This is a genomic window from Streptomyces sp. NPDC052036, assembly GCF_040680495.1.
GTDB lineage: Bacteria > Actinomycetota > Actinomycetes > Streptomycetales > Streptomycetaceae > Streptomyces.
Map to the genome: position 1 here is coordinate 399,957 of NZ_JBFAWW010000003.1, position 23,410 is coordinate 423,366.

Annotated in this window: 18 protein-coding genes and 4 tRNA genes; 12 read left to right on the forward strand and 10 right to left on the reverse strand. The window is 70.1% G+C overall.

The window, feature by feature from the left end; translation table 11 throughout:
* Positions 1-305 precede the first annotated feature (305 nt).
* The 7 genes from purS to purM all read left to right on the forward strand — a co-directional run bounded on the left by purS (position 306) and on the right by purM (position 8,014).
* Positions 306-569 carry a phosphoribosylformylglycinamidine synthase subunit PurS gene (gene purS, locus AB0L95_RS08170; RefSeq protein ID WP_108956272.1) on the forward strand — a complete coding sequence of 88 codons (264 nt, stop codon included), beginning with the start codon at positions 306-308 and terminating at the stop codon, positions 567-569.
* On the forward strand, positions 566-1,246 hold the full coding sequence (gene purQ, locus AB0L95_RS08175) for a phosphoribosylformylglycinamidine synthase subunit PurQ (protein WP_365158686.1): 681 nt from the start codon (positions 566-568) through the stop codon (positions 1,244-1,246). The genes purS and purQ overlap by 4 nt, the downstream gene beginning before the upstream one ends.
* Positions 1,243-3,501 carry a phosphoribosylformylglycinamidine synthase subunit PurL gene (gene purL / locus AB0L95_RS08180; RefSeq protein ID WP_365158689.1) on the forward strand — a complete coding sequence of 753 codons (2,259 nt, stop codon included), beginning with the start codon at positions 1,243-1,245 and terminating at the stop codon, positions 3,499-3,501. The genes purQ and purL overlap by 4 nt, the downstream gene beginning before the upstream one ends.
* A gap of 127 nt (positions 3,502-3,628) precedes the next feature.
* Positions 3,629-4,426 (forward strand): sterol carrier family protein, encoded by a 798-nt coding sequence (locus tag AB0L95_RS08185; protein ID WP_365158692.1) that lies wholly within the window; start codon positions 3,629-3,631, stop codon positions 4,424-4,426.
* A gap of 53 nt (positions 4,427-4,479) precedes the next feature.
* Entirely contained in the window at positions 4,480-5,286 is an 807-nt protein-coding gene (locus tag AB0L95_RS08190; protein ID WP_365158694.1) for an META domain-containing protein, read from the forward strand.
* Positions 5,287-5,374: 88 nt separating this feature from the next.
* Positions 5,375-6,901, forward strand: coding sequence for an amidophosphoribosyltransferase (gene purF / locus AB0L95_RS08195; protein WP_365158697.1), 1,527 nt, complete (start codon positions 5,375-5,377; stop codon positions 6,899-6,901).
* 33 nt (positions 6,902-6,934) lie between these two features.
* On the forward strand, positions 6,935-8,014 hold the full coding sequence (gene purM / locus AB0L95_RS08200; RefSeq protein ID WP_365158700.1) for a phosphoribosylformylglycinamidine cyclo-ligase: 1,080 nt from the start codon (positions 6,935-6,937) through the stop codon (positions 8,012-8,014).
* Positions 8,015-8,082: 68 nt separating this feature from the next.
* On the opposite strand, the gene AB0L95_RS08205 is transcribed toward purM, so the two are convergent.
* The gene (locus AB0L95_RS08205; RefSeq protein WP_365158703.1) at positions 8,083-8,334 is read right to left on the reverse strand and encodes a DUF3073 domain-containing protein; all 252 of its coding nucleotides are present in this window, start codon (positions 8,332-8,334) and stop codon (positions 8,083-8,085) included.
* A gap of 274 nt (positions 8,335-8,608) precedes the next feature.
* Positions 8,609-9,730 (reverse strand): Glu/Leu/Phe/Val dehydrogenase dimerization domain-containing protein, encoded by a 1,122-nt coding sequence (locus tag AB0L95_RS08210; protein WP_365158705.1) that lies wholly within the window; start codon positions 9,728-9,730, stop codon positions 8,609-8,611.
* Positions 9,731-9,963: 233 nt separating this feature from the next.
* On the opposite strand from AB0L95_RS08210, the gene AB0L95_RS08215 reads away from it, so the two are divergent.
* Entirely contained in the window at positions 9,964-10,806 is an 843-nt protein-coding gene (locus AB0L95_RS08215; RefSeq protein WP_365158708.1) for a hypothetical protein, read from the forward strand.
* A 601-nt stretch (positions 10,807-11,407) separates the two neighbouring features.
* Positions 11,408-11,614 carry a developmental transcriptional regulator BldC gene (gene bldC / locus AB0L95_RS08220; RefSeq protein WP_003949541.1) on the forward strand — a complete coding sequence of 69 codons (207 nt, stop codon included), beginning with the start codon at positions 11,408-11,410 and terminating at the stop codon, positions 11,612-11,614.
* Positions 11,615-12,109: 495 nt separating this feature from the next.
* Here bldC and AB0L95_RS08225 read toward each other — a convergent pair whose 3' ends face one another.
* The 8 genes from AB0L95_RS08225 to AB0L95_RS08260 all read right to left on the reverse strand — a co-directional run bounded on the left by AB0L95_RS08225 (position 12,110) and on the right by AB0L95_RS08260 (position 20,039).
* On the reverse strand, positions 12,110-12,301 hold the full coding sequence (locus AB0L95_RS08225) for a DUF6274 family protein (protein WP_365158710.1): 192 nt from the start codon (positions 12,299-12,301) through the stop codon (positions 12,110-12,112).
* A gap of 353 nt (positions 12,302-12,654) precedes the next feature.
* A tRNA-Asp gene (locus tag AB0L95_RS08230) sits at positions 12,655-12,729 on the reverse strand.
* A gap of 116 nt (positions 12,730-12,845) precedes the next feature.
* A complete protein-coding gene (hrpA, locus tag AB0L95_RS08235; RefSeq protein WP_365158713.1) occupies positions 12,846-16,889 on the reverse strand; it encodes an ATP-dependent RNA helicase HrpA in 4,044 nt (1,347 codons plus the stop codon).
* A gap of 159 nt (positions 16,890-17,048) precedes the next feature.
* Complete coding sequence (locus tag AB0L95_RS08240; RefSeq protein ID WP_365158779.1) at positions 17,049-17,372, reverse strand: hypothetical protein; 324 nt, start codon at positions 17,370-17,372, stop codon at positions 17,049-17,051.
* Between the two features lie 603 nt (positions 17,373-17,975).
* Positions 17,976-18,049: transfer RNA gene (locus AB0L95_RS08245), tRNA-Phe, on the reverse strand.
* Positions 18,050-18,073: 24 nt separating this feature from the next.
* Positions 18,074-18,148: transfer RNA gene (locus AB0L95_RS08250), tRNA-Asp, on the reverse strand.
* Between the two features lie 37 nt (positions 18,149-18,185).
* Positions 18,186-18,258 (reverse strand) — tRNA-Glu (locus tag AB0L95_RS08255).
* 80 nt (positions 18,259-18,338) lie between these two features.
* Positions 18,339-20,039, reverse strand: coding sequence for a metallophosphoesterase (locus AB0L95_RS08260; protein WP_365158715.1), 1,701 nt, complete (start codon positions 20,037-20,039; stop codon positions 18,339-18,341).
* 85 nt (positions 20,040-20,124) lie between these two features.
* On the opposite strand from AB0L95_RS08260, the gene AB0L95_RS08265 reads away from it, so the two are divergent.
* The 3 genes from AB0L95_RS08265 to AB0L95_RS08275 all read left to right on the forward strand — a co-directional run.
* Complete coding sequence (locus AB0L95_RS08265; RefSeq protein ID WP_365158718.1) at positions 20,125-20,475, forward strand: metallopeptidase family protein; 351 nt, start codon at positions 20,125-20,127, stop codon at positions 20,473-20,475.
* 233 nt (positions 20,476-20,708) lie between these two features.
* Positions 20,709-21,230: a hypothetical protein gene (locus tag AB0L95_RS08270; protein WP_365158720.1), complete on the forward strand. Its 522-nt coding sequence runs from the start codon at positions 20,709-20,711 to the stop codon at positions 21,228-21,230.
* 297 nt (positions 21,231-21,527) lie between these two features.
* Positions 21,528-23,410, forward strand: a 1,883-nt coding sequence (locus AB0L95_RS08275) for a DEAD/DEAH box helicase (RefSeq protein ID WP_365158723.1), incomplete at its 3' end; no start/stop codon positions are given.

Below are 23,410 nucleotides of genomic sequence, written 5' to 3' on the forward strand. Positions count from 1 at the left end.
CGTCCGGGGATGCCGGGGAGATGTCGACTGTCCGGCAGTAATTGGGCAAAGTATCGGCTATTGCCATTTCCTTTGTACAGTGCCCGGCATTGCATTGTGAAGACCGACTGAATACGCCCGCGTGTCCACCAGGCAATGCTCTGCCGCGCTCTTCTGCGGTTTTTCCGAGGATTTTCCGTGTGGAGGCCGCTCGGCGTTGCGCGATCGTGACGGGGCTCACGTAGGAAGCTACGAATCTACGCGAGTAGAAATTTTGTGCGGGTAGTCTGAAGGAACCTGCTCAGCACCACACACCGGGAGTGCCAGTGGCACGCGTCGTAGTCGACGTCATGCTCAAGCCGGAGATCCTCGACCCCCAGGGCCAGGCGGTCCAGCGCGCCCTGCCGCGGCTCGGTTTCGAAGGCATCTCCGATGTACGTCAGGGAAAGCGATTCGAACTCGAGGTGGACGGCCCGGTCGACGACGCCGCGCTCGCCCGCATCCACGAGCTCGCGGAATCCTTCCTCGCCAACACCGTGATCGAGGACTTCACCGTCAAGGTGGAGGAAGTGGCGGAGGCCGCCAAGTGACCGCTCGTATTGGCGTCGTCACTTTTCCGGGAAGCCTCGACGACCGGGACACACAGCGCGCGATCCGCCTCGCCGGCGCCGAACCCGTCGCCCTCTGGCACAAGGACAAGGACCTCAAGCAGGTCGACGCCGTGGTGCTGCCCGGCGGTTTCTCCTACGGCGACTATCTGCGCGCCGGTGCCATCTCCCGGTTCTCGCCGGTGATGGAGACCGTCATCGAGCAGGCGAAGACCGGTCTGCCGGTCCTCGGCATCTGCAACGGCTTCCAGATCCTCACCGAGGCCCACCTCCTCCCGGGCGGGATGCTCGGCAACGACCACCTCCACTTCATCTGCCGCGACCAGAAGCTGCGGGTGGAGAACGCGGAGACGTCCTGGACCAGCGACTACACCGCCGGTCAGGACATCCACATCCCGCTGAAGAACATGGACGGCCGGTACGTCGCCGACGAGTACACGCTCGACAAGCTGGAGGCCGAGGGCCGGGTCGTCTTCCGCTACCTGGACTTCAACCCGAACGGCTCGCTCCGCGACATCGCCGGCATCACCAACGAGGCCGGGAACGTCGTCGGCCTCATGCCGCACCCGGAGCACGCCGTCGAGCCGCTGATCGGTACCGGCCGTACCGACGGGCTCCCGTTCTTCACGTCGATCCTCAAGAAGCTGGTGGGCGCATGAGCCGGACGCCTCTGGACACGGTCGAGCACGCGACCGCGACCCCCGACGTCGAGCTGCCCTGGGCCGAACTCGGCCTGAAGAAGGACGAGTACGAGCGGGTCGTCGAGATCCTGGGCCGCCGCCCCACCGGCGCCGAGCTCGCCATGTACTCGGTCATGTGGTCCGAGCACTGCTCGTACAAGTCCTCCAAGGTCCATCTCCGTCAGTTCGGTGAGAAGGCCCCCCAGTCCGACGCGCTGCTCGTCGGTATCGGCGAGAACGCCGGTGTCGTCGACGTCGGCCAGGGCTACGCGGTGACCTTCAAGGTCGAGTCGCACAACCATCCGTCCTATGTGGAGCCCTACCAGGGCGCCGCGACCGGTGTCGGCGGCATCGTCCGCGACATCATCGCGATGGGCGCGCGGCCGGTGGCCGTCGTCGACCCGCTGCGCTTCGGCGCGGCCGACCACCCCGACACCAAGCGCGTCCTGCCGGGCGTCGTCGCCGGCATCGGCGGCTACGGCAACTGCCTCGGCCTGCCCAACATCGGCGGCGAGGTCGTCTTCGACTCCTGCTACCAGGGCAACCCGCTGGTCAACGCGGGCGCCATCGGTGTGATGCGGCACGAGGACATCCACCTCGCGAAGGCCTCCGGCGCGGGCAACAAGGTCGTCCTGTACGGCGCCCGCACCGGCGGCGACGGCATCGGCGGCGCCTCGATCCTCGCCTCCGAGACCTTCGACGACGCCAAGCCGTCGAAGCGCCCCGCCGTCCAGGTCGGCGACCCCTTCCAGGAGAAGCTGCTCATCGAGTGCACCCTGGAGGCCTTCCAGGAGAAGCTGGTCGTCGGCATCCAGGACCTCGGTGCCGCCGGTCTGTCCTGCGCGACCTCCGAGCTCGCCTCCAACGGCTCCGGCGGGATGAGCGTCACCCTGGACGACGTACCGCTGCGCGACTCCACGCTCTCGCCGGAGGAGATCCTCATGAGCGAGTCGCAGGAACGGATGTGCGCGGTCGTCGAGCCGGAGAAGGTCGACCGGTTCCTGGAGATCTGCGCGAAGTGGGACGTCATCGCCACCGTCATCGGTGAGGTGACGGACGGGGACCGGCTGGAGATCTACTGGCACGGCGAGAAGATCGTCGACGTCGACCCGCGCACGGTCGCGCACGAGGGCCCGGTCTACGAGCGTCCGTACGCCCGTCCCGAGTGGCAGGACGCGCTCCAGGCCGACGACGCGAACAAGCTGCCGCGGCCCAAGACGTCCGAGGAACTGAAGGACCAGGTCCTGCGGCTGGTGGCGTCCCCCAACCAGGCGTCCAAGAAGTGGATCACCTCTCAGTACGACCACTTCGTCCAGGGCAACACGGTCCTCGCCCAGCCCGAGGACTCCGGGATGATCCGTATCGACGAGACGTCCGGGCTCGGTGTCGCCATCGCGACCGACGGCAACGGGCGGTACGCGAAGCTCGACCCGTACGCGGGCGCGCAGCTCGCGCTCGCCGAGGCGTACCGGAACGTGGCCACCACGGGCGCCAAGCCGCTCGCCGTCTCCGACTGCCTGAACTTCGGCTCGCCCGAGGACCCGGCCGTCATGTGGCAGTTCGCGGAGGCCGTCCGCGGACTCGCGGACGCCTGTCTGCAGTTGGGCACTCCGGTGACCGGCGGCAATGTCTCCCTGTACAACCAGACGGGCGAGGTGGCCATCCACCCGACCCCGGTCGTGGCGGTGCTGGGTGTCATCGACGATGTCGCCCGCCGTACCCCGGTCGCCTTCCAGGAGGAGGGCCAGCTCCTCTACCTGCTCGGCGACACCCGTGAGGAGTTCGGCGGTTCGGCCTGGTCGCAGGTCGTCCACGAGCACCTCGGCGGTCTGCCGCCGCAGGTCGACCTGGAGCGGGAGCGGCTCCTGGGCGAGATCCTGATCTCCGCCTCCCGCGACGGCATGATCGACTCCGCGCACGACCTGTCCGACGGCGGTCTGATCCAGGCCGTGGTCGAGTCGGCGCTGCTCGGAGGCAAGGGTGCGCGGCTGATCGTGCCGGACGGGCTCGACGCGTTCACCTTCCTCTTCTCCGAGTCGGCGGGCCGCGCGATCGTCGCGGTGCCGCGCTCCGAGGAGGTCCGCTTCAACGACATGTGCGGTGCGCGCGGTCTGCCCGTCACCCGCATCGGTGTCGTGGACGGTGACACGGTGGAACTCCAGGGCGAGTTCGAGCTGCCGCTGACGGAGCTGCGGAAGGCCCACGAGGAGACCATTCCGGCGCTGCTCGTGTGAGCGGTCCAGGACGGTGACGGCCCCGCCCAGCCGGGCGGGGCTTCACCCGGCCGTACGCCCGGTCCGCGCCCCGGACCTCGTCGCCGAAGGCTGAGCGGGCGCGCGGTGAAGGCATAGGCTCACCACCATGCCCCCGGCCAAGAAGCGCGCCCGCACCTACGACCCGGCGAGGACCCGTGCCGCGGTCCTCGCCCAGTTCGGGAACGTACGGGAAGCCGTGGGAACCCTCACCCCCGCCCAACTCGCGCTCCCCACCCGGCTCGGGGACCGGACCGTAGGGGAACTGGTCGCGCACCTCGGCATGGCCCTCCAGGCCGTCGGCCGCTTCCTCGACAAGCCGGAGCCGGCCCGGCAGAACGCCACCGTCCTCGACTGGCCGTTCGCCGCCCCCGCAGACTCCGGCGCCCTCGCCGGTATCTCCCGCGCACCGGCCGGGCAGCACCCCGATCTCGACGTCTTCCTCGCCGACACGGAGGAGCACGTCACACAGCGCCTCGCGCAGCCGCCCGCCACCCGGCTGCTCGACACCGACGCGGGCGCCATGCCGCTGGTCGACTACCTCGTCACCCGCGCCGTCGAACTCGTCGTGCACACCGACGACCTGAACGACGCCGTCCAGGGTCTCGACATCCCGTACGACCGTCAGGCTCTCGCCGCCTGCACCCGGTTGCTCGCCGACGCGCTCGCGGCCAAGGCGCCGGGCGCCTCGACCGAGGTGCGCGTTCCGCCCTTCGCCGTCGTGCAGTGCGTCGAGGGTCCCCGCCACACCCGCGGCACCCCGCCGAACGTCGTCGAGACCGACCCGCTGACCTGGATCCGGCTGGCGACGGGCCGTACCGCATGGGACCTCGCTCTCGCCGACGCCAAGGTCAGCGCGAGCGGTGAACGGGCCGATCTCGGTCCCCTGCTGCCCCTGATGACCTGACCCGGCCGGGTGCGGCCGTGGAACCGTGCCTGAGCCCCGCCCGTCCCACCCCCATGGACAAGCACCGACTGACCCTCACCGTGCTGACCCTGCTCCCCCTCGCCGTGGCCTGCGGCACCGGATCCGCCTCGGACGGCGGCAGCGGTTCCGTCGCCCGGCGCACCGACCCGTCCGTCACCGGCGTCCACTGGCGGGTGGACAGCCTCACCTCCGGCGGCACCACCCGGAAGGCCCCCGACGGCGCGTACCTCCGGATCGACGACCACGGCCGGGCCCATGGCAACTACGGCTGCAACGGTTTCGGCGCGCCTGTTGCATTCCGGGACAGCCGTATCGACTTCGGCCCCGCCGAGGCCACCGACATGGCTTGCGCCAAGGACCCGATGGCCTTCGAGGCGGCCTTCTCCCGGGTGCTCGCCGGCCGTTCGCTCGCCGCCGCCGTCGACCACGGCAAGCTCACTCTCACCACCGAGAACGGCGACCGGGTGCGCCTGACCAGGGAGCATGACGCGCCCCTGCACGGCACCAGGTGGCGGATCACCGCACTGGTCGACGGGGACGTCGCCTCCTCGCTGCCGACCGCGGCCGTCGGCAAGGCGTGGTTCACGCTCGACCGGAAGACGGGCACGGCCTCCGGCAGCCTCGGCTGCAACCGGTTCACCGCGCCCGCGACCGTACGGGACCGTCACCTCACTCTGGGCAGTCCACGGACCACCCGCAAGATGTGCGACGGCTCACTCATGAGCGTCGAGAAGAATCTGACCGAGCGGCTCGCCCGGCCGCTGGCCTATCGGCTCGCCCATCGCGAGATCACGCTGACCAGCGAAAACGGCAAGGGCGTCCAGGCGGCCGCGGAGTGATGAGTCCGTCCGGCCGACGCGGCCGGAGGCCCTGCGCTACAGATGACCGGATTCGGACCAGTGCACGATCTCGCCTACACTCGGAGCCGTGCCACGTGGTGACGGTCGACTCAATCACGATCTGCTCCCCGGTGAGAAAGGCCCCCAGGACGCGTGTGGCGTCTTCGGTGTCTGGGCTCCGGGCGAAGAGGTCGCAAAGCTCACGTACTTCGGGCTCTACGCCCTTCAGCACCGGGGCCAGGAATCCGCGGGAATCGCGGTCAGCAACGGCTCCCAGATCCTCGTCTTCAAGGACATGGGCCTGGTCTCCCAGGTCTTCGACGAGACCTCGCTCGGTTCGCTCCAGGGTCATATCGCGGTAGGACATGCCCGCTACTCGACCACCGGTGCCTCCGTCTGGGAGAACGCCCAGCCGACGTTCAGGGCCACGGCGCACGGCTCCATCGCGCTCGGTCACAACGGCAACCTGGTCAACACGGCGCAGCTCGCCGCGATGGTCGCCGAGCTCCCCAAGGAGAACGGCCGCGCCACCCAGGTGGCCGCCACCAACGACACCGACCTCGTCACCGCGCTGCTGGCCGGCCAGGTCGACGACGACGGCAAGCCGCTGACCGTCGAGGAAGCGGCCGCCAAGGTCCTTCCGCAGGTCATGGGCGCCTTCTCGCTCGTCTTCATGAACGAGCAGACCCTGTACGCGGCCCGCGACCCGCAGGGCATCCGCCCGCTGGTCCTCGGCCGCCTCGAGCGCGGCTGGGTCGTCGCCTCGGAGAGCGCCGCCCTCGACATCACGGGCGCCAGCTTCGTCCGCGAGATCGAGCCCGGCGAGTTCGTCGCGATCGACGAGAACGGTCTGCGCAGCTCCCGATTCGCGGAAGCGAAGCCCCGCGGCTGTGTCTTCGAATATGTGTACCTGGCCCGCCCGGACACCGACATCGCCGGTCGCAACGTCTACCTCTCGCGCGTCGAGATGGGCCGCCGCCTGGCCAAGGAGGCGCCCGCCGAGGCCGATCTGGTCATAGCGACGCCCGAGTCCGGGACCCCCGCCGCGATCGGTTACGCGGAGGCTTCCGGGATCCCGTTCGGGGCCGGCCTGGTGAAGAACGCGTACGTCGGCCGCACCTTCATCCAGCCCTCGCAGACCATCCGCCAGCTCGGTATCCGGCTGAAGCTGAACCCCTTGAAGGAAGTCATCAAGGGCAAGCGCCTGGTCGTCGTGGACGACTCGATCGTGCGCGGCAACACCCAGCGGGCGCTGGTGCGCATGCTGCGCGAGGCGGGCGCCGCCGAGGTCCACATCCGGATCTCGTCCCCGCCGGTGAAGTGGCCCTGCTTCTTCGGCATCGACTTCGCCACCCGCGCCGAACTGATCGCCAACGGTATGACGATCGAGGAGATCGGCACCTCGCTGGGCGCCGACTCCCTGGCCTACATCTCCCTCGACGGCATGATCGAGGCGACCGCCATCGCGAAGCCGAACCTGTGCCGCGCCTGCTTCGACGGGGAGTACCCGATGGAGCTGCCGGACCCGGAGCTGTTGGGCAAGCAGCTGCTGGAGACCGAGCTGGCGGCCGGTCCGGCCGCCACGGCCGCGGCCGACGCGATCCGTCGTCCGTGACACCTGCCGTACGACACGAAAGTTCTCATCGTCATGTCTGAGACCATCAGTGCCGAGGGCGGCGCCAGCTACGCAGCAGCGGGCGTCGACATCGAAGCGGGCGACCGCGCCGTGGAGCTCATGAAGGAGTGGGTGAAGAAGACGCAGCGGCCCGAGGTGCTCGGTGGCCTCGGCGGCTTCGCCGGCCTCTTCGACGCCTCCGCCCTCAAGCGTTACGAGCGTCCGCTGCTCGCCTCCGCCACGGACGGCGTCGGGACGAAGGTCGACATCGCGCGTCGGATGGGCGTCTACGACACCATCGGCCACGACCTGGTCGCCATGGTCATGGACGACATCGTGGTGTGCGGTGCCGAGCCGCTGTTCATGACCGACTACATCTGCGTCGGCAAGGTGCACCCCGAGCGCGTCGCCGCGATCGTGAAGGGCATCGCCGAGGGCTGTGTGCTGGCCGGATGCGCCCTGGTGGGCGGTGAGACGGCCGAACACCCCGGTCTCCTCGGTGCGGACGACTTCGATGTCGCGGGGGCTGGTACGGGCGTTGTGGAGGCCGACGGGCTGCTCGGCGCCGAGCGCATCCGTGAGGGTGACGCGGTGATTGCCATGGCCGCCTCCGGACTTCACTCGAACGGGTACTCGCTCGTCCGGCACGTCCTTCTCGACCGGGCGAAGCTCGGCCTCGACCAGCACATCGAGGAACTCGGCCGCACCCTGGGCGAGGAACTGCTGGAGCCGACGAAGATCTACTCGCTGGACTGCCTGGCCCTGACCCGTACGGCCGAGGTGCACGCGTTCAGCCACGTCACCGGTGGCGGGCTCGCGGCCAACCTGGCCCGGGTGATCCCGGACGATCTGCACGCGGTCGTCGACCGGTCCACCTGGGCGCCCGCGCCGGTGTTCGACCTCGTCGGGAAGACCGGCGACGTCGAGCGCCTGGAGCTGGAGAAGACGCTGAACATGGGCGTCGGCATGATCGCGATCGTCCCCGAGCAGTCGGCCGACGTCGCCCTCGCCGCCCTGGCCGACCGCGGGGTCGAGGCGTGGATCTCCGGCGAGATCACCCGCAGGGGTGAGCACACGACGGGCGCCGAGCTGGTCGGCGACTACGCGGGCTGAGCCCCGGCGGACGCAGAGAAACCGGTCCGTGACCAGAGTCACGGACCGGATGCGAGTTCAGCGCAGGGTCAAGCGCCGCGGCGACGCTGCTGCGGGGACTGGTCGTCCTCGTCCTCGTCGTCGTCCTCATAGAGGTCGGCGTACCGTGCGTACACGTCGTCGTCCTGCTCATCGTCCTCGAACCGGTCGCCGTTCGGCGACGGGTTCGACGTCGATGCGCCCAGCTCCTCGGCCAGGCGTGAGAGATCCGTCCCACCGCTGTTGTACTTCAGCTGGCGGGCGACCTTCGTCTGCTTGGCCTTGGCCCGGCCGCGCCCCATGGCTCGACCCCCTCAACGACGGGGCTCGACGGCCCCAGAGTCTTGACACGCGTTCATGATCCGGAACGGGCTCTCCGCGGAGAGACCGGTCCGTAGGGCTTCCACGGTACCTGAGCCCACGCCCATACGGTACGTCGCCCGCAAGGCGGGCGTGTGCTCAGAACCCTCGAGGCGCCCCGTCCTCGCTGGTCACGGCCGATTTTAACCACTTATTGGCGCACGACCCGCCGATAAGAGTGAGAGTTCTCTCCAACCTCCCGTCGGCGGGTACCGGTCAACGCTGTGCGGCACCCCCGGGAAGGGGTTCCGCGAGGGCTCCCGTCCGCGCCTCCGCCATCCGCTGCTCGGCGATCCGGTCGGCCGCGGCGGCCGGCGGAATACCGTCTTCCTTCGCACGTGTGAATATGGCCAGCGTGGTGTCGAAGATCTTCGACGCCTTGGCCTTGCACCGGTCGAAGTCGAAGCCGTGCAGCTCGTCGGCCACCTGGATGACACCGCCGGCGTTGACGACATAGTCGGGGGCGTACAGGATCCCGCGGTCGGCGAGGTCCTTCTCCACGCCCGGGTGCGCGAGCTGGTTGTTGGCCGCGCCGCACACCACCTTCGCCGTCAGCACCGGCACGGAGTGGTCGTCGAGCGCGCCGCCGAGGGCGCAGGGCGCGTAGATGTCGAGACCCTCGGTACGGATGAGGTCCTCGGTGTCGGCGGCCACGGCCACCTCGGGGTGCGCCTCGGTGATCCGGCGCACGGCGTCCGGGCGCACATCCGTGATCACGACCCGGGCGCCGTCCTCCAGCAGGTGCTCGACCAGGTAGTGCCCGACCTTGCCGACGCCCGCGACACCGACCGTGCGTCCGCGCAGGGTGGGGTCGCCCCACATGTGCTGGGCCGAGGCCCGCATGCCCTGGAAGACGCCGTAGGCGGTCAGGACGGAGGAGTCGCCCGCGCCGCCGTTCTCCGGGGAGCGACCGGTGGTCCAGGGGTTCGCCCGTGCCACGACGTCCATGTCGGCGACATAGGTGCCGACGTCGCAGGCGGTGACGTACCGCCCGCCGAGCGAGGCCACGAAACGGCCGTAGGCGAGCAGCAGCTCGTCCGTCTTGATCCGCTCGGGGTCGCCGATGATCACGGCCTTGCCGCCGCCGTGGTCGAGCCCGGCCATGGCGTTCTTGTACGACATCCCGCGCGCGAGGTTCAGCGCGTCGGCGACGGCCTCCTCCTCGGTCGCGTAGGGGTAGAAGCGCGTGCCGCCGAGCGCGGGGCCCAGGGCGGTGGAGTGGATCGCGATGACGGCCTTGAGGCCACTGGCCCGGTCCTGGCAGAGCACGACCTGTTCATGGCCTCCCTGGTCCGAGCGGAACAGGGTGTGCAGGACGCCGTCGGTTACGTCGGTCACGGTGGTGACTCCCGGTGGAGTAGCGGCGGTTGGGGGCGGGTCCCGTGCGGGTGGCGGTTCCCGTGGGCATGAGCGTAGAGCGTGCGGGTGCCCGGCAGCCGCGCAGTGCCCAGGATCACCCTCCCCCGGAGTACACCGGGATCGGTTCGTGGGACGATTTGCAATGGTTTTCGACCTCGTCCGGGCGGCACCCGGACGGGTTTCGCGTCAGGTCCGTTGGGGAGGGAGCAGGCGTGCCCAAGGTGTCCTCGGTGATCGTGCCGTATGCGTCCTACTTGCGCGTGTACGAGCCGCTGGCCGCCTTCCCCGAGCCGGAGCGCAGCCACTGGGCGCGCTACGCCCGGCGTCCCGAGCGCCCCTCGTACCAGGACGAACTGCGCCGCTCCCTCGCCGACTTGGTGCCCACGCCGCCGGTCGCGGTGCCGGTGCACGAGAGCAGTGACGCCTTCGTGACCGAGGTCGAGGGCGTGCTGTGCGTCTGCCCGTGGCGCACCCGGCTGCGCGGCTGGCAGGCGCTGGGGGAGCTGGCGCAGGAGCTGCCGCCGCCGGTCCTGGACGCGGTCCTGCCGCCGGTCGTGCGCCGCCAGGCCGTCCAGGACTACGAGCGCTGGCTGGCCGGCAACCCGGACGCCCGCCCGTGGATCCGCACCGCGACCTGGCAGGTGCCGCTGCACTGGTTCGTGCTGGTCTCGGACGCCGAGCGGCGCTACGACCAGGGGTCGCCGGAGATTCCCCCGATGCTGCGGTACCGCACGCCGATGGTGCAGGCGCGGCGGCGCACCGCGCGGGCGCTGCGCACCTTGAGGGACACCCTCGACGAGGGCCCGCTGATCGACGGTCTGGTGGATGTGGGGCGGTGGCTGGAGGAGTTCCACCCGCGGTCGCTGGTCGAGCTGGACTACGGCGGGCTCGTCCATGTCCTGCCGCCCGCGGCGCTGGACGGGGACCACTCGGCCGCGGACGTCGCCGACGGCATCGAGGCCCTGCGGCACGGGGACGGGGCCGCGGCCGGGGAGGCCTACGGACGGCTGGTGGAGCGCTGGCGGGCCGTGCGGGACCGTCGCTCGGCGAACTGAGGGCGGCCCGCCGCCGGGAGGCGGCCCCCGGGGCCAGGGCGGTGCCCATGGTGGGGCCTTCGGGAACCAGTGCACGAATTGTGACCTGCAGGACATGGTGAAGTCACAACCTTTGGCCCATGGTTGACCTACTGCAGCTCCCCTGGGGGACGTATGCCTCGATCCGGGCTTATGCCGTCAAGCGTGACGGACAGCACTTACAAGGACCTTGCGTCTTACGTCCCTCCTCATGCCAAAATAGGACAAGGAGCCCGGGGGAGGCTCTCTCTGTCCACGTGAACCCACTTTTGGGCGGAATCGCAGCATTGCGCCCTTTGGTGGGTTTGGCGCCTCCTGATCGCCACTGTGACTGATCGTCACAGTGGCGTGACTGTCCGCTATGGCATGGTCCATCGGCTTCCGTCGCTGATGAACACCTGGGAGGGCAATTCCATCGGTTTGGCCGACGCGGCTGGACAGATGGTGTAGTTGTAGTGCCGAGGACAAGCCGTTCGTCCTATAACCGACTCGACTCGCGTCCGCCATTTCGGGCAACGCGGGTCAAGGTGCAGAATTTAGAGGAAAGAACCGAGAAGGTTCGGTTCTCCCGAGGAGGCCGCTCATGACCGCTCGCACCCCTGATGCCGAGCCGCTGCTGACCCCGGCTGAGGTCGCCACGATGTTCCGCGTCGACCCCAAGACGGTCACGCGGTGGGCGAAGGCCGGCAAGCTCACGTCGATTCGTACGCTCGGCGGGCATCGCCGCTACCGCGAAGCTGAGGTCCGCGCTCTGCTCGCGGGCATCCCGCAGCAGCGCAGCGAGGCCTGAACAACCGCATACCGGACACATCGGTAGGTCCCCCAACCTGCCGCGACGTCCGAACCACAGCTCCAAGCGACGCGGGTTCTGCCCCAACAGGACCCTCGCCCAAGCTCAGTAGAGGCACGACAAGGGTGCGTCGTCGATCGCGCTGGACTCCGCCGGGTCCAGCGCGATTTTTTTTGTGCCCTCTGCGGGGTGTGCGGGCTGGTGTGTGAGCGGCCTTGTCGGAGTCTGGGGAGGGGTGTCGGATCTGCTGTGCGGGACCTCAGGAGACAGTGCAATTGCACATATTAAATTGACCTATTGTAGGAGGGGCGTAAGATCCTCGGTCCCCAAAACTTATGTGGTGACACCCGTCACACCTCCTGAGCCTTGTTGTGCTCATGGTGTCCTTGCTAGAGGAACACCACTGCGTGCAGCGGGTGTTGGGTGGGTCGTACGTCCAGGAGTGCCCATGCGGGCGCCGCGCCAACCTCCCCTGGCCCGGGCCGGGAGGCCGGTTCACGCGGTCGGGGCGTGGTCCTCCTCGGACGCCGTCTCGGCGTCTTCCTCGCCGCGCTGGCCGGGTTCCATGGCCAGTCGCAGAAGATGGTGGCAGATCGCGCAGTGCCGGGTCAGATGGCGGTACCCGGAAGCGGCGGACAGATGGGCACGGAGCAGGGCACGGGTCTCGTGCCGAGCGGATGCCGCCATACCCCACCTCCCCAGGGGCCCGAGGGGGCGGGGCCCTGAGTTCTGGGTACCGGCGGAAGATGACGCCGTCAAGACGGCCCGGGGGCGTACGGGCGGGCCCCGGCGGCCGCATGGCGTCCGGAAGGGGCCTCCGGGGCGAACTCCGCCGCCGGCGCCACCGGGAGGCGTGCACAAGACCCTGGTCGGAGGAGGCGCGGTCGGCGTCGCGGTCCCGGGCGCCGCGAGGCGCGGCTGCGGGCGTGGCGCCGGCGCGGTCCTCGTCCGGGCCGCAGGGGCAGGAGCGTTGGCGGCGAGGCCTGCGCGTCGAGGGCACGAAGAAGCCCCGCATCCGGCACGGATACGGGGCTTTGCTGCGGTCCTGACGGGATTTGAACCCGCGGCCTCCACCTTGACAGGGTGGCGAGCACTCCAAACTGCTCCACAGGACCTGGGAGCTCGCCCGCCCGAAGGCTCCGGTTCCCCGGCGCTTCGTGCGGTGCGCTGCGAGAAGAGACTGTACAGGAGGGTGGGTCCCTGGTCGAACTCACCCCCCGTGCACGTCCCGTTACGGAGCCGCCGCGTCGATGGCCTTCACGATCCGCTTGTCCGAGACCGGGTACGCCGTGCCCAGCGCGTGCGCGAAGTAGCTGACGCGCAGCTCCTCGATCATCCAGCGGATGTCCAGCACCGGTTGCGGGACCGGCCGGCCCTGCGGCAGCTGTTCGAGCAGCCATGCGTACTCGTCGCGCATCTCTTGGACCTTCGCCATACGCGTCGTGTCCCGCTGGACGTTCGTCGGCATCTGCTGCAGCCGGCGGTCCGCGGCGACCAGATAGCGCATCAGGTCGGGCAGCCGCCGGATGCCCGTCTCCGTGACGAAGCCGGGCTTCACGAGGGCGTCCAGCTGGGCTCGTACGTCCGCCAGGTTCGGCAGCAGCGCCGGGCTCCGCACGGCCTTCAGACGGCGCTCACAGGCCTGCCACGCGGCCAGCACCTGCTGCACCTGTCCGACCGTACGGACCGTCGTGTCGACGATCTCCGCCCGCACCTTGTCGTACAGCTTCCGGTACGACTCCTCGTCCCACGCGGGTCCGCCGAAGTCGCCGATCAACTGGTCCGCGGCGGCCGTCGCACAGTCGTCGAACAGGGTCTGGATCGAGCCGTGCGGGTTCGCGGACAGGCCGAGCTTCTGCTGGTTCGTCAGCTTCTCGGAGGCGAACTTCGCCGGACTGACGGGGATGTTGCGCAGGATCAGCCGGCGGGTGCCCTTCCACATCGCCTGCGCCTGCTCCTCCTCGGTGTCGAAGAGGCGTACGGAGACCGTGTCCCCGTCGTCGACCAGCGCCGGGTACGCCTTCACCGGCTGACCGGCCCGCCGGGTCTCGAAGACACGGGTGAGGGAGCCGATCGTCCAGTCCGTCAGGCCCGTGCGCTCCAGGGACTCCCCGCCCTGTCGCTCGGCGGTGGCCGCCGCGGCCTGGGAGAGGGCCTGGCGCGCCTTCGGCTTCAGCCGGAGCTTCAGCGCTTCGAGATCCTTGTCCTCGGCCAGCTTGCGGCGCCGCTCGTCGACGATCCGGAAAGTGATCGTCAGATGGTCCGGCACCTTGGACCAGTCGAAGTCGTCGGCCTCGAAGGGCACGCCGACCATGCGTCTCAGCTCGCGCGTCATCGCCGTGGTCAGCGGCTCCTGGACGGACGGTGCCGGAGCGCCCCCCTCCGGGGGCGCGGCCTTCTCCAGGAACGCCTTCGCGTAGTTCGGCGCCGGGACGTAGTTGCGCCGGATGGGCTTGGGCAGGGAGCGGATCAGCTCGGTGACCAGTTCCTCCCGCAGCCCCGGGATCTGCCAGTCGAAGCCTTCCTCCGTGACCTGGTTGAGGACTTGGAGCGGGATGTGGACGGTCACACCGTCCGCGTCCGCGCCCGGCTCGAACTGGTACGTGACCGGGAACTTCAGCCGGCCCTGACGCCAGGAGTCCGGATAGTCGTCCTTGGTGACCGCGCCCGCCTTCTCGTTGATGAGCATCTCGCGCTCGAAGTCGAGGAAGTCGGGCTGTTCGTGCCGCTTGTGCTTCCACCAGGAGTCGAAGTGGGCACCGGACACCACATGGTCGGGCACCCGCTGGTCGTAGAAGTCGAACAGGGTCTCGTCGTCGACCAGGATGTCCCGGCGCCGGGCGCGGTGCTCCAGCTCCTCGACCTCGGTGAGGAGCCTGCGGTTGTCGGCGAAGAACTTGTGGTGCGTGCGCCAGTCGCCCTCGACGAGGGCGTTGCGGATGAACAGTTCGCGGCTCGCCCCGGCGTCGATCCGCCCGTAGTTCACCTTCCGCTGGGCGACGATCGGGATGCCGTACAGCGTGACCTTCTCGTACGCCATCACGGCCGCCTGGTCCTTCTCCCAGTGCGGTTCGCTGTACGTCCGCTTGAGCAGATGGCCGGCCAGCGGCTCGACCCACTCCGGCTCGATCTTCGCGTTGACCCGGGCCCACAGCCGGGAGGTCTCGACCAGCTCGGCCGACATCACGAGGCGCGGCGGCTTCCTGAACAGGGACGAGCCGGGGAAGATCGCGAACTTGGCGTTACGGGCGCCGATGTACTCGTTGCGCCCGCTGTCCCTGCGGGTGCCGGGGGCGGAGTCCTTGGACTCCTTCACGTCCTTCAGCCCGATGTGCGAGAGCAGACCGGCCAGCAGCGAGATGTGGACGCGGTCCGCGGGGGCGTCCTGCTCGTTGGGATGGATGCCCATCTGCTTGGCGACCGTGCGCAGCTGGGTGTAGATGTCCTGCCATTCGCGGATGCGCAGGAAGTTCAGATACTCCTGCTTGCACATCCGGCGGAACGACGACGAGCCGCGCTCCTTCTGCTGCTCGCGGATGTAGCGCCAGAGGTTGAGATAGGCGAGGAAGTCGCTCGTCTCGTCCTTGAACCGGGCGTGCTGCTGGTCGGCCTGGGCCTGCTTGTCGGCCGGGCGCTCCCGCGGGTCCTGGATGGACAGCGCGGCGGCGATGACCATGACCTCGCGGACACAGCCGTTCCTGTCCGCCTCCAGGACCATGCGCGCGAGGCGCGGGTCGACCGGCAGCTGGGCGAGCTTGCGGCCGGTGTCGGTGAGGCGCTTGCGCGGGTCCTTCTGGTCCGCGTCCAGCGCGCCCAGTTCCTGGAGGAGCTGGACGCCGTCGCGGATGTTGCGGTGGTCCGGCGGGTCGATGAAGGGGAACTTCTCGATGTCGCCGAGACCGGCCGCGGTCATCTGCAGGATGACGGAGGCCAGGTTCGTCCGGAGGATCTCGGCGTCGGTGAACTCGGGCCGGGTCTCGAAGTCCTCCTCGCTGTAGAGGCGGATGCAGATGCCGTCCGACGTACGGCCGCAGCGGCCCTTGCGCTGGTTGGCGCTGGCCTGGGAGACCGGCTCGATGGGCAGGCGCTGGACCTTGGTGCGGTGGCTGTAGCGCGAGATACGGGCGAAGCCGGGGTCGATGACGTACTTGATGCCCGGGACGGTGAGGGAGGTCTCGGCGACGTTCGTGGCCAGAACGATCCTGCGGCCGGTGTGCGGCTGGAAGACGCGGTGCTGCTCCGCGTGGGAGAGCCGCGCGTACAGGGGCAGGATCTCGGTGCTCTGCCAATCGGCGCCCGCGGTGCGGGGGTACTGCTTCTTGGTGAGGGCGTCCGCGGTGTCGCGGATCTCGCGCTCTCCGGAGAGAAAGACCAGGATGTCGCCCCGGCCCTCGGCCATCAGCTCCTCGACGGCGTCCGTGATCGCGGTGATCTGGTCGCGGTCGGCGTCGTCGCCCCCGGAGTCGGACACAGCCTCTTCGAGGAGGGGGCGGTAGCGCACCTCCACGGGGTAGGTACGGCCGCTGACCTCGATGATCGGCGCGTCGCCGAAGTGCCGGGAGAAACGCTCGGGGTCGATCGTCGCCGAGGTGATGACGACCTTGAGGTCGGGGCGCCGGGGGAGGAGCTGGGCGAGGTAGCCGAGCAGGAAGTCGATGTTGAGGGACCGCTCGTGGGCCTCGTCGATGATGATCGTGTCGTAGGCGCGCAGCTCGCGGTCCGTCTGGATCTCGGCGAGCAGGATGCCGTCCGTCATGAGCTTGACGAAGGTGGCGTCCGGGTTCACCTGGTCGGTGAAGCGGACCTTCCAGCCGACCGCCTCCCCGAGGGGCGTGTCCAGTTCCTCGGCCACCCGCTCGGCGACCGTCCGGGCGGCGATACGGCGGGGCTGGGTGTGGCCGATCATGCCACGGACGCCTCGGCCGAGTTCGAGACAGATCTTGGGGATCTGGGTGGTCTTTCCGGAGCCGGTCTCGCCGGCGACGATCACGACCTGGTGGTCGCGTATGGCCGCGGCGATGTCGTCCTTCTTCTGGCTGACCGGCAGCTGCGCGGGGTAGGTGACGGCGGGGACACGGGCGGCGCGCCCGGCCATCCGGTCCTCGGCCTTGGCGACCTCCGCCTCGATCTCGGTGAGCACGGCGGCCCTGGCCTCCGGCTTACGGATCTTGCGCGCGCCCTCGAGCCTGCGCCCGAGACGGTGCGCGTCGCGCAGGGACAGCTGGGCCAGACGGGGGGCGAGGGCGCCGAGGGCGGGGGCGGGATGCGTAGACATACGCCGTCCAGGATCTCACCTTGGCGAAATTCATGGCTAACGATTTGCGTCCGGCGATTCGCCGGGCGGTGAGAACGGCGGTGACTGTGGTCGGGCCGGGCGTCGTCCTCCCGTGGCCGCCCTTGGCCCAGTGGCCGTCCGGCTGCGAGGAGGGGCGGGTCAGTCGGCCGCTGCGGGGGAGGCCGGTGCGGTCGGTGCGGGGACGGCGGGGGTCTGCGGCGCGGCCGGGGCGGCCGGGGTGCGGGCCGCTCTCTCCTGGACCATCGACTTGGCGGTGTTGGAGACGGCCTTGATGCCCAGATACGCGGTGGTCATGCTGCTGACGGCGGTGAAGGCCGCGGTCAGGACGCCGACGATCACGGACTTGTCGCCGCCCAGGCGCCACACCCCGAAGATCGCGACTCCGGCGATCGCGAGATTGCTGATGATGACCGCGAGCAGACCGTAGCGAGCCCGGTCCTTCTCCAGCTCGACGTCCCCCATGGCCTTCGCCCGGTCAGCGCCCATGATCTCCCCCACCCGCACGGTTGCGTCGACGGCCAGAACGTAGCGCCTGAGCGGGAACATGCCAAGCATCGCCACGGCTCTCTCATGACGGCCTGCACCCATCGCGGCCGGCCGCGCCGAAAGCCGCACGGGGGTGACGGCTCCCGCGAAACCGATGGGGTCACGTTTCTCGAACGTGCCCAGGGTCGAGGCACAGCTCGTCGACTACGTGCCACCGCTGCAGCCTCACCGACAACCCGGGCGTGGACCACTTCTCCCTGTCGGGCAACCCGCAGGTACTCGACCGCCTGCTGGCCCACCTCGGCCGACCACGCTCATCGTGCCCGGCCCCTCGGGGATGATCCGTTCATGCGTATACGACGAGAGGCCCGCTGGGCCCTGTGGGGGCTGTGGCTTGCGTGTCTGGTGTTTTCCATCTGGTTCTTCGCGGAGGTGATCCTGCTGTTCCTGCGGGCCGAGTCCTGGTGATGCGCCCGGGACCGGCAGCGGCACCCATCCGCTCCCGCCATCCCTCGCCGACACGAAAGAGCCCCTCTCCAGTCTTAGTGGAGAGGGGCTCATGCCCTGATAGGGCGGTTGTGGCTGGGGCCGGGGTCGAACCGGCGACCTTCCGCTTTTCAGGCGGACGCTCGTACCAACTGAGCTACCCAGCCACGAGGTTTCACGTGAAACCTCAGCGGTCCTGACGGGATTTGAACCCGCGGCCTCCACCTTGACAGGGTGGCGAGCACTCCAAACTGCTCCACAGGACCAAGCTTCGCGTACGACAGTGTCGCACATGGTGTTGCGTGCCCCCAACGGGATTCGAACCCGTGCTACCGCCTTGAAAGGGCGGCGTCCTAGGCCGCTAGACGATGAGGGCTATCGGCCCGCCTGGGCGCTTCTCAGCGCGTCGGGGACGTGAGAAGCATATGGGATCGGGCGAGGGTTCGCCAAAACGGTTTAGGGGGTGCCCGGCGTGAGGCGCGCGCCGGAGCGGTTGGGGCCCCCGGGGGAGCGGCTCGGGGCGGGGCCGGAGCGGCTGGGAGCGGGGCCGGAGCGGTCCGTGGCCGTGGCGCGGGGGCGGTCCGTGGACGAGGCGTCCGGGGAAGCCGGGCCGGGGGGCGGGGAGGTGCCCGGCGCGTTCTCCTTGGCCAGGTGGCGGGTCACCTCCGCCGTGGTCTGCCCCAGGCCGCCGAGCCTGATCTCGTCCCACGCCTGGAGGCGGCGGGTGTCCCGGTCCAGGTAGAGGATCGAGGCCTCGATGGGCGCCGGGTACTGGTGCTCGACCGCGCGCAGCCCGCTGCCGCCCGTGGAGCCCTCGATACGCAGCCGGGTGCCGTACCGCATGATCTCCATCCCCTCGTGGTGCAGATGGCCGGCCAGGACCAGAGGCACCTCGCCGTCCGTCTGGCGGGCGGCCGTGGGCTCATGGGCGATCGCCACGTCGACCGGCGCCCCCGCGGCCTGCTGGTCGCGCAGAGCGGAGGCCAGGCGCGCGCCCGCCAGTTCCTCGGCGCGGTCACCGCCTGGTTCCACGGACCGGTCGGGGGTGAACTGCGGGTCGCCGATCCCGGCGAAGCGCACGCCCGCGACCGAGACCGCCCTGCCGTCGTCCAGGACGTGCACGTTCTTCATGTGCTCCAGGTAGTGCTGGGTGGTGCGCGAGTCGTGGTTGCCCCGGACCCAGACGTACGGGGCGCCCAGATCCGCGATCGGATCCAGGAAGCCGTTCTCCGCCGCCGAGCCGTGGTCCATGGTGTCGCCCGAGTCGACGATCACGTTGACGTCGTACTGCCGCACCAGGGAGGCGATGATCTTCCAGCTCGCCGGGTTGAGGTGGATGTCGGAGACGTGCAGGACCCGGATGGTCGTCGGGTCGGGCTCGTACGCCGGCAGGGTCGAGGTGACGTCGTACAGCCTGGTCACGTTCGTCACCAGACGGGCCAACTCCTTCTGGTAGACGTCGAATTCGCTGACGATGCTCCGGGCGTTGCCCACCAGGGAGGGCGCCGAGGAGAGCAGGCCGGAGAACTTCGGCTCGAGGACCGACTTGGGGTTCCAGGTGGCGTACGCCGTCGCGCCCGAGGCGGCGAGCAGCGCGAGCGCCAGACCGCCGGCCGCCAGGGCCCGGCGGGGGCGGCGGTAGACGACCAGGCCCAGCGTGGTGGCGCCGGCGACCACCGCCACACAGGAGCGGACGGCCAGGTCGAGCGTCCCGTGCTCGATGTCGTGAGTGATCTCCTGCTGGAGCCCTGAGATCCGCTCAGGGTGGTCGACGAGGGCCTGGGCGCGGACCGGGTCGAGCTGGTCGACGTTGACATCGAGGCGGACGGGGGCCTCGTGGCTGTCCAGGCGCAGGGCGCCGAGCGGGGAGACATTGATCTTCGTGCCGCCGGCCAGTGAGGGGCGCAGGGTCATGGTGGTGTTCACGGGCCCGACCGGTACGCGTACGTCGCCCACGACCAGCAGGCCGAGCCAGGTGCCGAGGAGGACGACGGCGACCATGCCCAGCGCCCGGAGCCAGGGGTGCGGCTGAGGGACGAGCTCGGCGGTGGGGTGGGGGCGGAGCGAGCGGTAGTACCTGGCGAGGGTGCCGGGCGCCCTTCGTATGCGGTTCCGGACGGCGGCGGGCACACGGGGGACGAGGCGGACACGGACCATTGGTGCCGTATGCCCAGATCGCCAGGTCGATATGCGGGACGCCCGACGCCTCACCTACGAGGGTGTCGTACCGGACAATGGCCCTGTGCTGGAGATGACGCGCGAGGAGTTCGAGGAACTGGTCGCCGAGGCGCTCGACCGTATCCCGCCGGAGCTGACGCGGCTGATGGACAACGTGGCGGTGTTCGTCGAGGACGAGCCGCCGGCCGACGACCCCGAGCTGCTCGGACTGTACGAGGGCACTCCGCTGACCGACCGCGGGGAGTGGTACGCGGGCGTGCTGCCGGACCGGATCACGATCTACCGCGGACCGGCCCTGCGGATGTGCGAGACGCGGGAGGACGTGGTCGCGGAGACCGAGGTGACGGTGGTGCACGAGATCGCGCACCACTTCGGGATCGACGACGCCCGGTTGCATGCGCTGGGGTACGGCTGAGACGGGGGCGCGCCCGCGGGGATGCGGCTGAGGCCGGGGGTGCGCCGGCGTGAGTGCGGGGCGCGGGTGGCGGTGGAATGCCCGGATACGGTCGGTATGCGGTCCCGTTGGTGCGTGCCTCGGCTCTCGCCTCGCTGTGACGTGTGACGCTCCCCGTGCGAGGCGCGTGTCCTCTTGCGGGTGACGGGAGTTGGGCAGGGGGACTTTTCTCTCCGCCCCGGAGGTGGCTGCCCGTGCGTGCCTGTTACGTATCCGTCCGTCTGGCCGCCACGGCGATCGCCATCGCCGCGGCCGCCGGCTGTGTGAGCGTGGGCGACGACGCGGGCAGCCCTGCGCCGTCGCACTCGGCGGGGCGCCATGGTGCAGGCGCCCCGGACGGGGGATCGGCGTGGGGCGGAGGCCGCGGCGGGGACCTGGGCGGCGCGGCGGCCAAGGGCGGTGCCTCGAAGTCGGAGAAGTCCGGCAAGGACGCCTCGGGCTCGCCCTCCGCGTCGGCGTCGGGGCACGGTGCCGGGACCAAGGACCCCAAGCCGAGCGGCGGGCAGTCGACGGGCAGCGGGGGCGGGGGTGCGGCACCGTCCGACCCGGCGGGCGGAGTTCCCACCCCCACTCCCACCGAGGAGCCGTCGCCGACCAGCGAGCCCAATCCGCCGTCACCGACTCCGTCGACCGTGGAGCCCTCCTCCTCGGCGCAGCAGTCCGCCCGGCTGCTGGTGCGCGAACGGGCCACCGAGGCCGGGGCGGCGGAGGTCTAGCGGGGACTCGCGTACGCCCGGCCGGCCCGGGGGTTCCGCCGGGACGGCTCCTGGGCTTCCGCCCGCACGGCCCGTGTGGTGAGGGTCACCCGGGGTGGGAGGGTTTCGGTTTGCACTCGGTGGGTGCGGGTGCGTATGGTGGTAGATCGTTTGATCCCATTTGCCCGGCGCCTAAAAAGACGCGCCGCGTGTGGCGCGTACTCTCCCCTGCCGTGGCCGGACCGCATCGAGGCGGTCGAATGCGACTTCACGGATGTTTGGGCGCGTGCCGTGAACTCCGGAAGGTTCGCATTTCGCATGTCTGTTTCCAGCACTGACCACATCGTCCTGTCCGAGGAGACCGAGGACAAGGACACCACTCCCGAGATCACCTTCGCGGATCTCGGCCTCCCCGAGGGCGTCGTCCGCAAGCTCGCGCAGAACGGTGTCACCGTCCCCTTCCCGATCCAGGCCGCGACCATCCCGGACGCCCTGGTCGGCAAGGACATCCTCGGCCGTGGCCGCACGGGTTCCGGCAAGACGCTGTCCTTCGGTCTGCCGACCCTCGCCACCCTGGCCGGCGGGCACACCGAGAAGAAGAAGCCGCGGGCGATCATCCTCACCCCGACGCGTGAGCTGGCCATGCAGGTGGCCGACGCGCTGCAGCCCTACGGCGACGTCCTCGGCCTGAAGATGAAGGTCGTCTGCGGCGGCACCTCCATGGGCAACCAGATCTACGCCCTGGAGCGCGGCGTGGACGTCCTGGTCGCCACCCCGGGCCGGCTGCGCGACATCATCAACCGCGGCGCCTGCTCCCTCGAGGACGTGCGGATCGCCGTGCTCGACGAGGCCGACCAGATGTCCGACCTGGGCTTCCTGCCCGAGGTCACCGAGCTGCTCGACCAGGTGCCGGCCGACGGCCAGCGCATGCTCTTCTCCGCCACCATGGAGAACGAGATCCAGACGCTCGTCGACCGCTACCTCACCGACCCGGTGAGCCACGAGGTCGACGCCGCCCAGGGTGCCGTGACGACCATGTCGCACCACATCCTGATCGTGAAGCCCAAGGACAAGGCCCCGGTCACCGCCGCCATCGCCTCTCGCAAGGGCCGGACCATCATCTTCGTGCGCACGCAGCTCGGCGCCGACCGCGTGGCCGAGCAGCTGCGCGACGCCGGTGCGAAGGCGGACGCGCTGCACGGCGGCATGACCCAGGGCGCGCGTACCCGGACGCTGGCCGACTTCAAGGACGGGTACGTCAATGTGCTCGTCGCGACGGACGTCGCGGCCCGCGGTATCCACGTCGACGGCATCGACCTCGTGCTCAACGTGGACCCGGCCGGGGACCACAAGGACTACCTGCACCGCGCCGGCCGTACGGCGCGTGCCGGACGCACGGGCACGGTGGTCTCCCTCAGCCTGCCGCACCAGCGGCGCCAGATCTTCCGGCTGATGGAGGACGCGGGCGTCGACGCCTCGCGCCACATCATCCAGGGCGGGGCCGCGTTCGACCCCGAGGTCGCCGACATCACCGGCGCCCGCTCCATGACCGAGGTCCAGGCCGAGTCGGCCGGGAACGCGGCGCAGCAGGCCGAGCGTGAAGTCACGCACCTCACCAAGCAGTTGGAGCGTGCCACCCGGCGCGCGGCCGAGCTGCGCGATGAGGCCGACCGGCTGGTCGCCCGGGCCGCCCGTGAGCGCGGCGAGGACCCGGAGGCGGCAGTGGCCGCCGCCGCGGCGGCGGACCGGCAGGACACCGTCTCCGCCGAGCCGTCGAAGGCCGTCGAGGCGCAGACCGCCGAGGTCTCCGTGCCGGAGCAGCCGACCGCACAGGACGTCCAGCGGGCCGAGCAGGGCGAGCGCGGGGAGCGTCCGGCGGGCTCGTACGAGCGTCGTGAGCGCCGTGACGACCGGGGCGGCTTCGACCGTGACCGCCGTGATGACCGGGGCGGCTTCAACCGCGACCGTGACCGGGACCGTGGTTTCGACCGTCGGGACGGTGGTGACCGGGGTGGCCGTTCGTTCGAGCGGCGTGACGACCGTGGCGGCTTCCGCCGGGACGGCGACCGTGACCGTCGCCCCTTCGACCGTGACCGCCGTGACGATCGGGGCGGCTTCAACCGCGACCGTGACCGGGACCGTGGTTTCGACCGTCGGGACGGTGGTGACCGGGGTGGCCGTTCGTTCGAGCGGCGTGACGA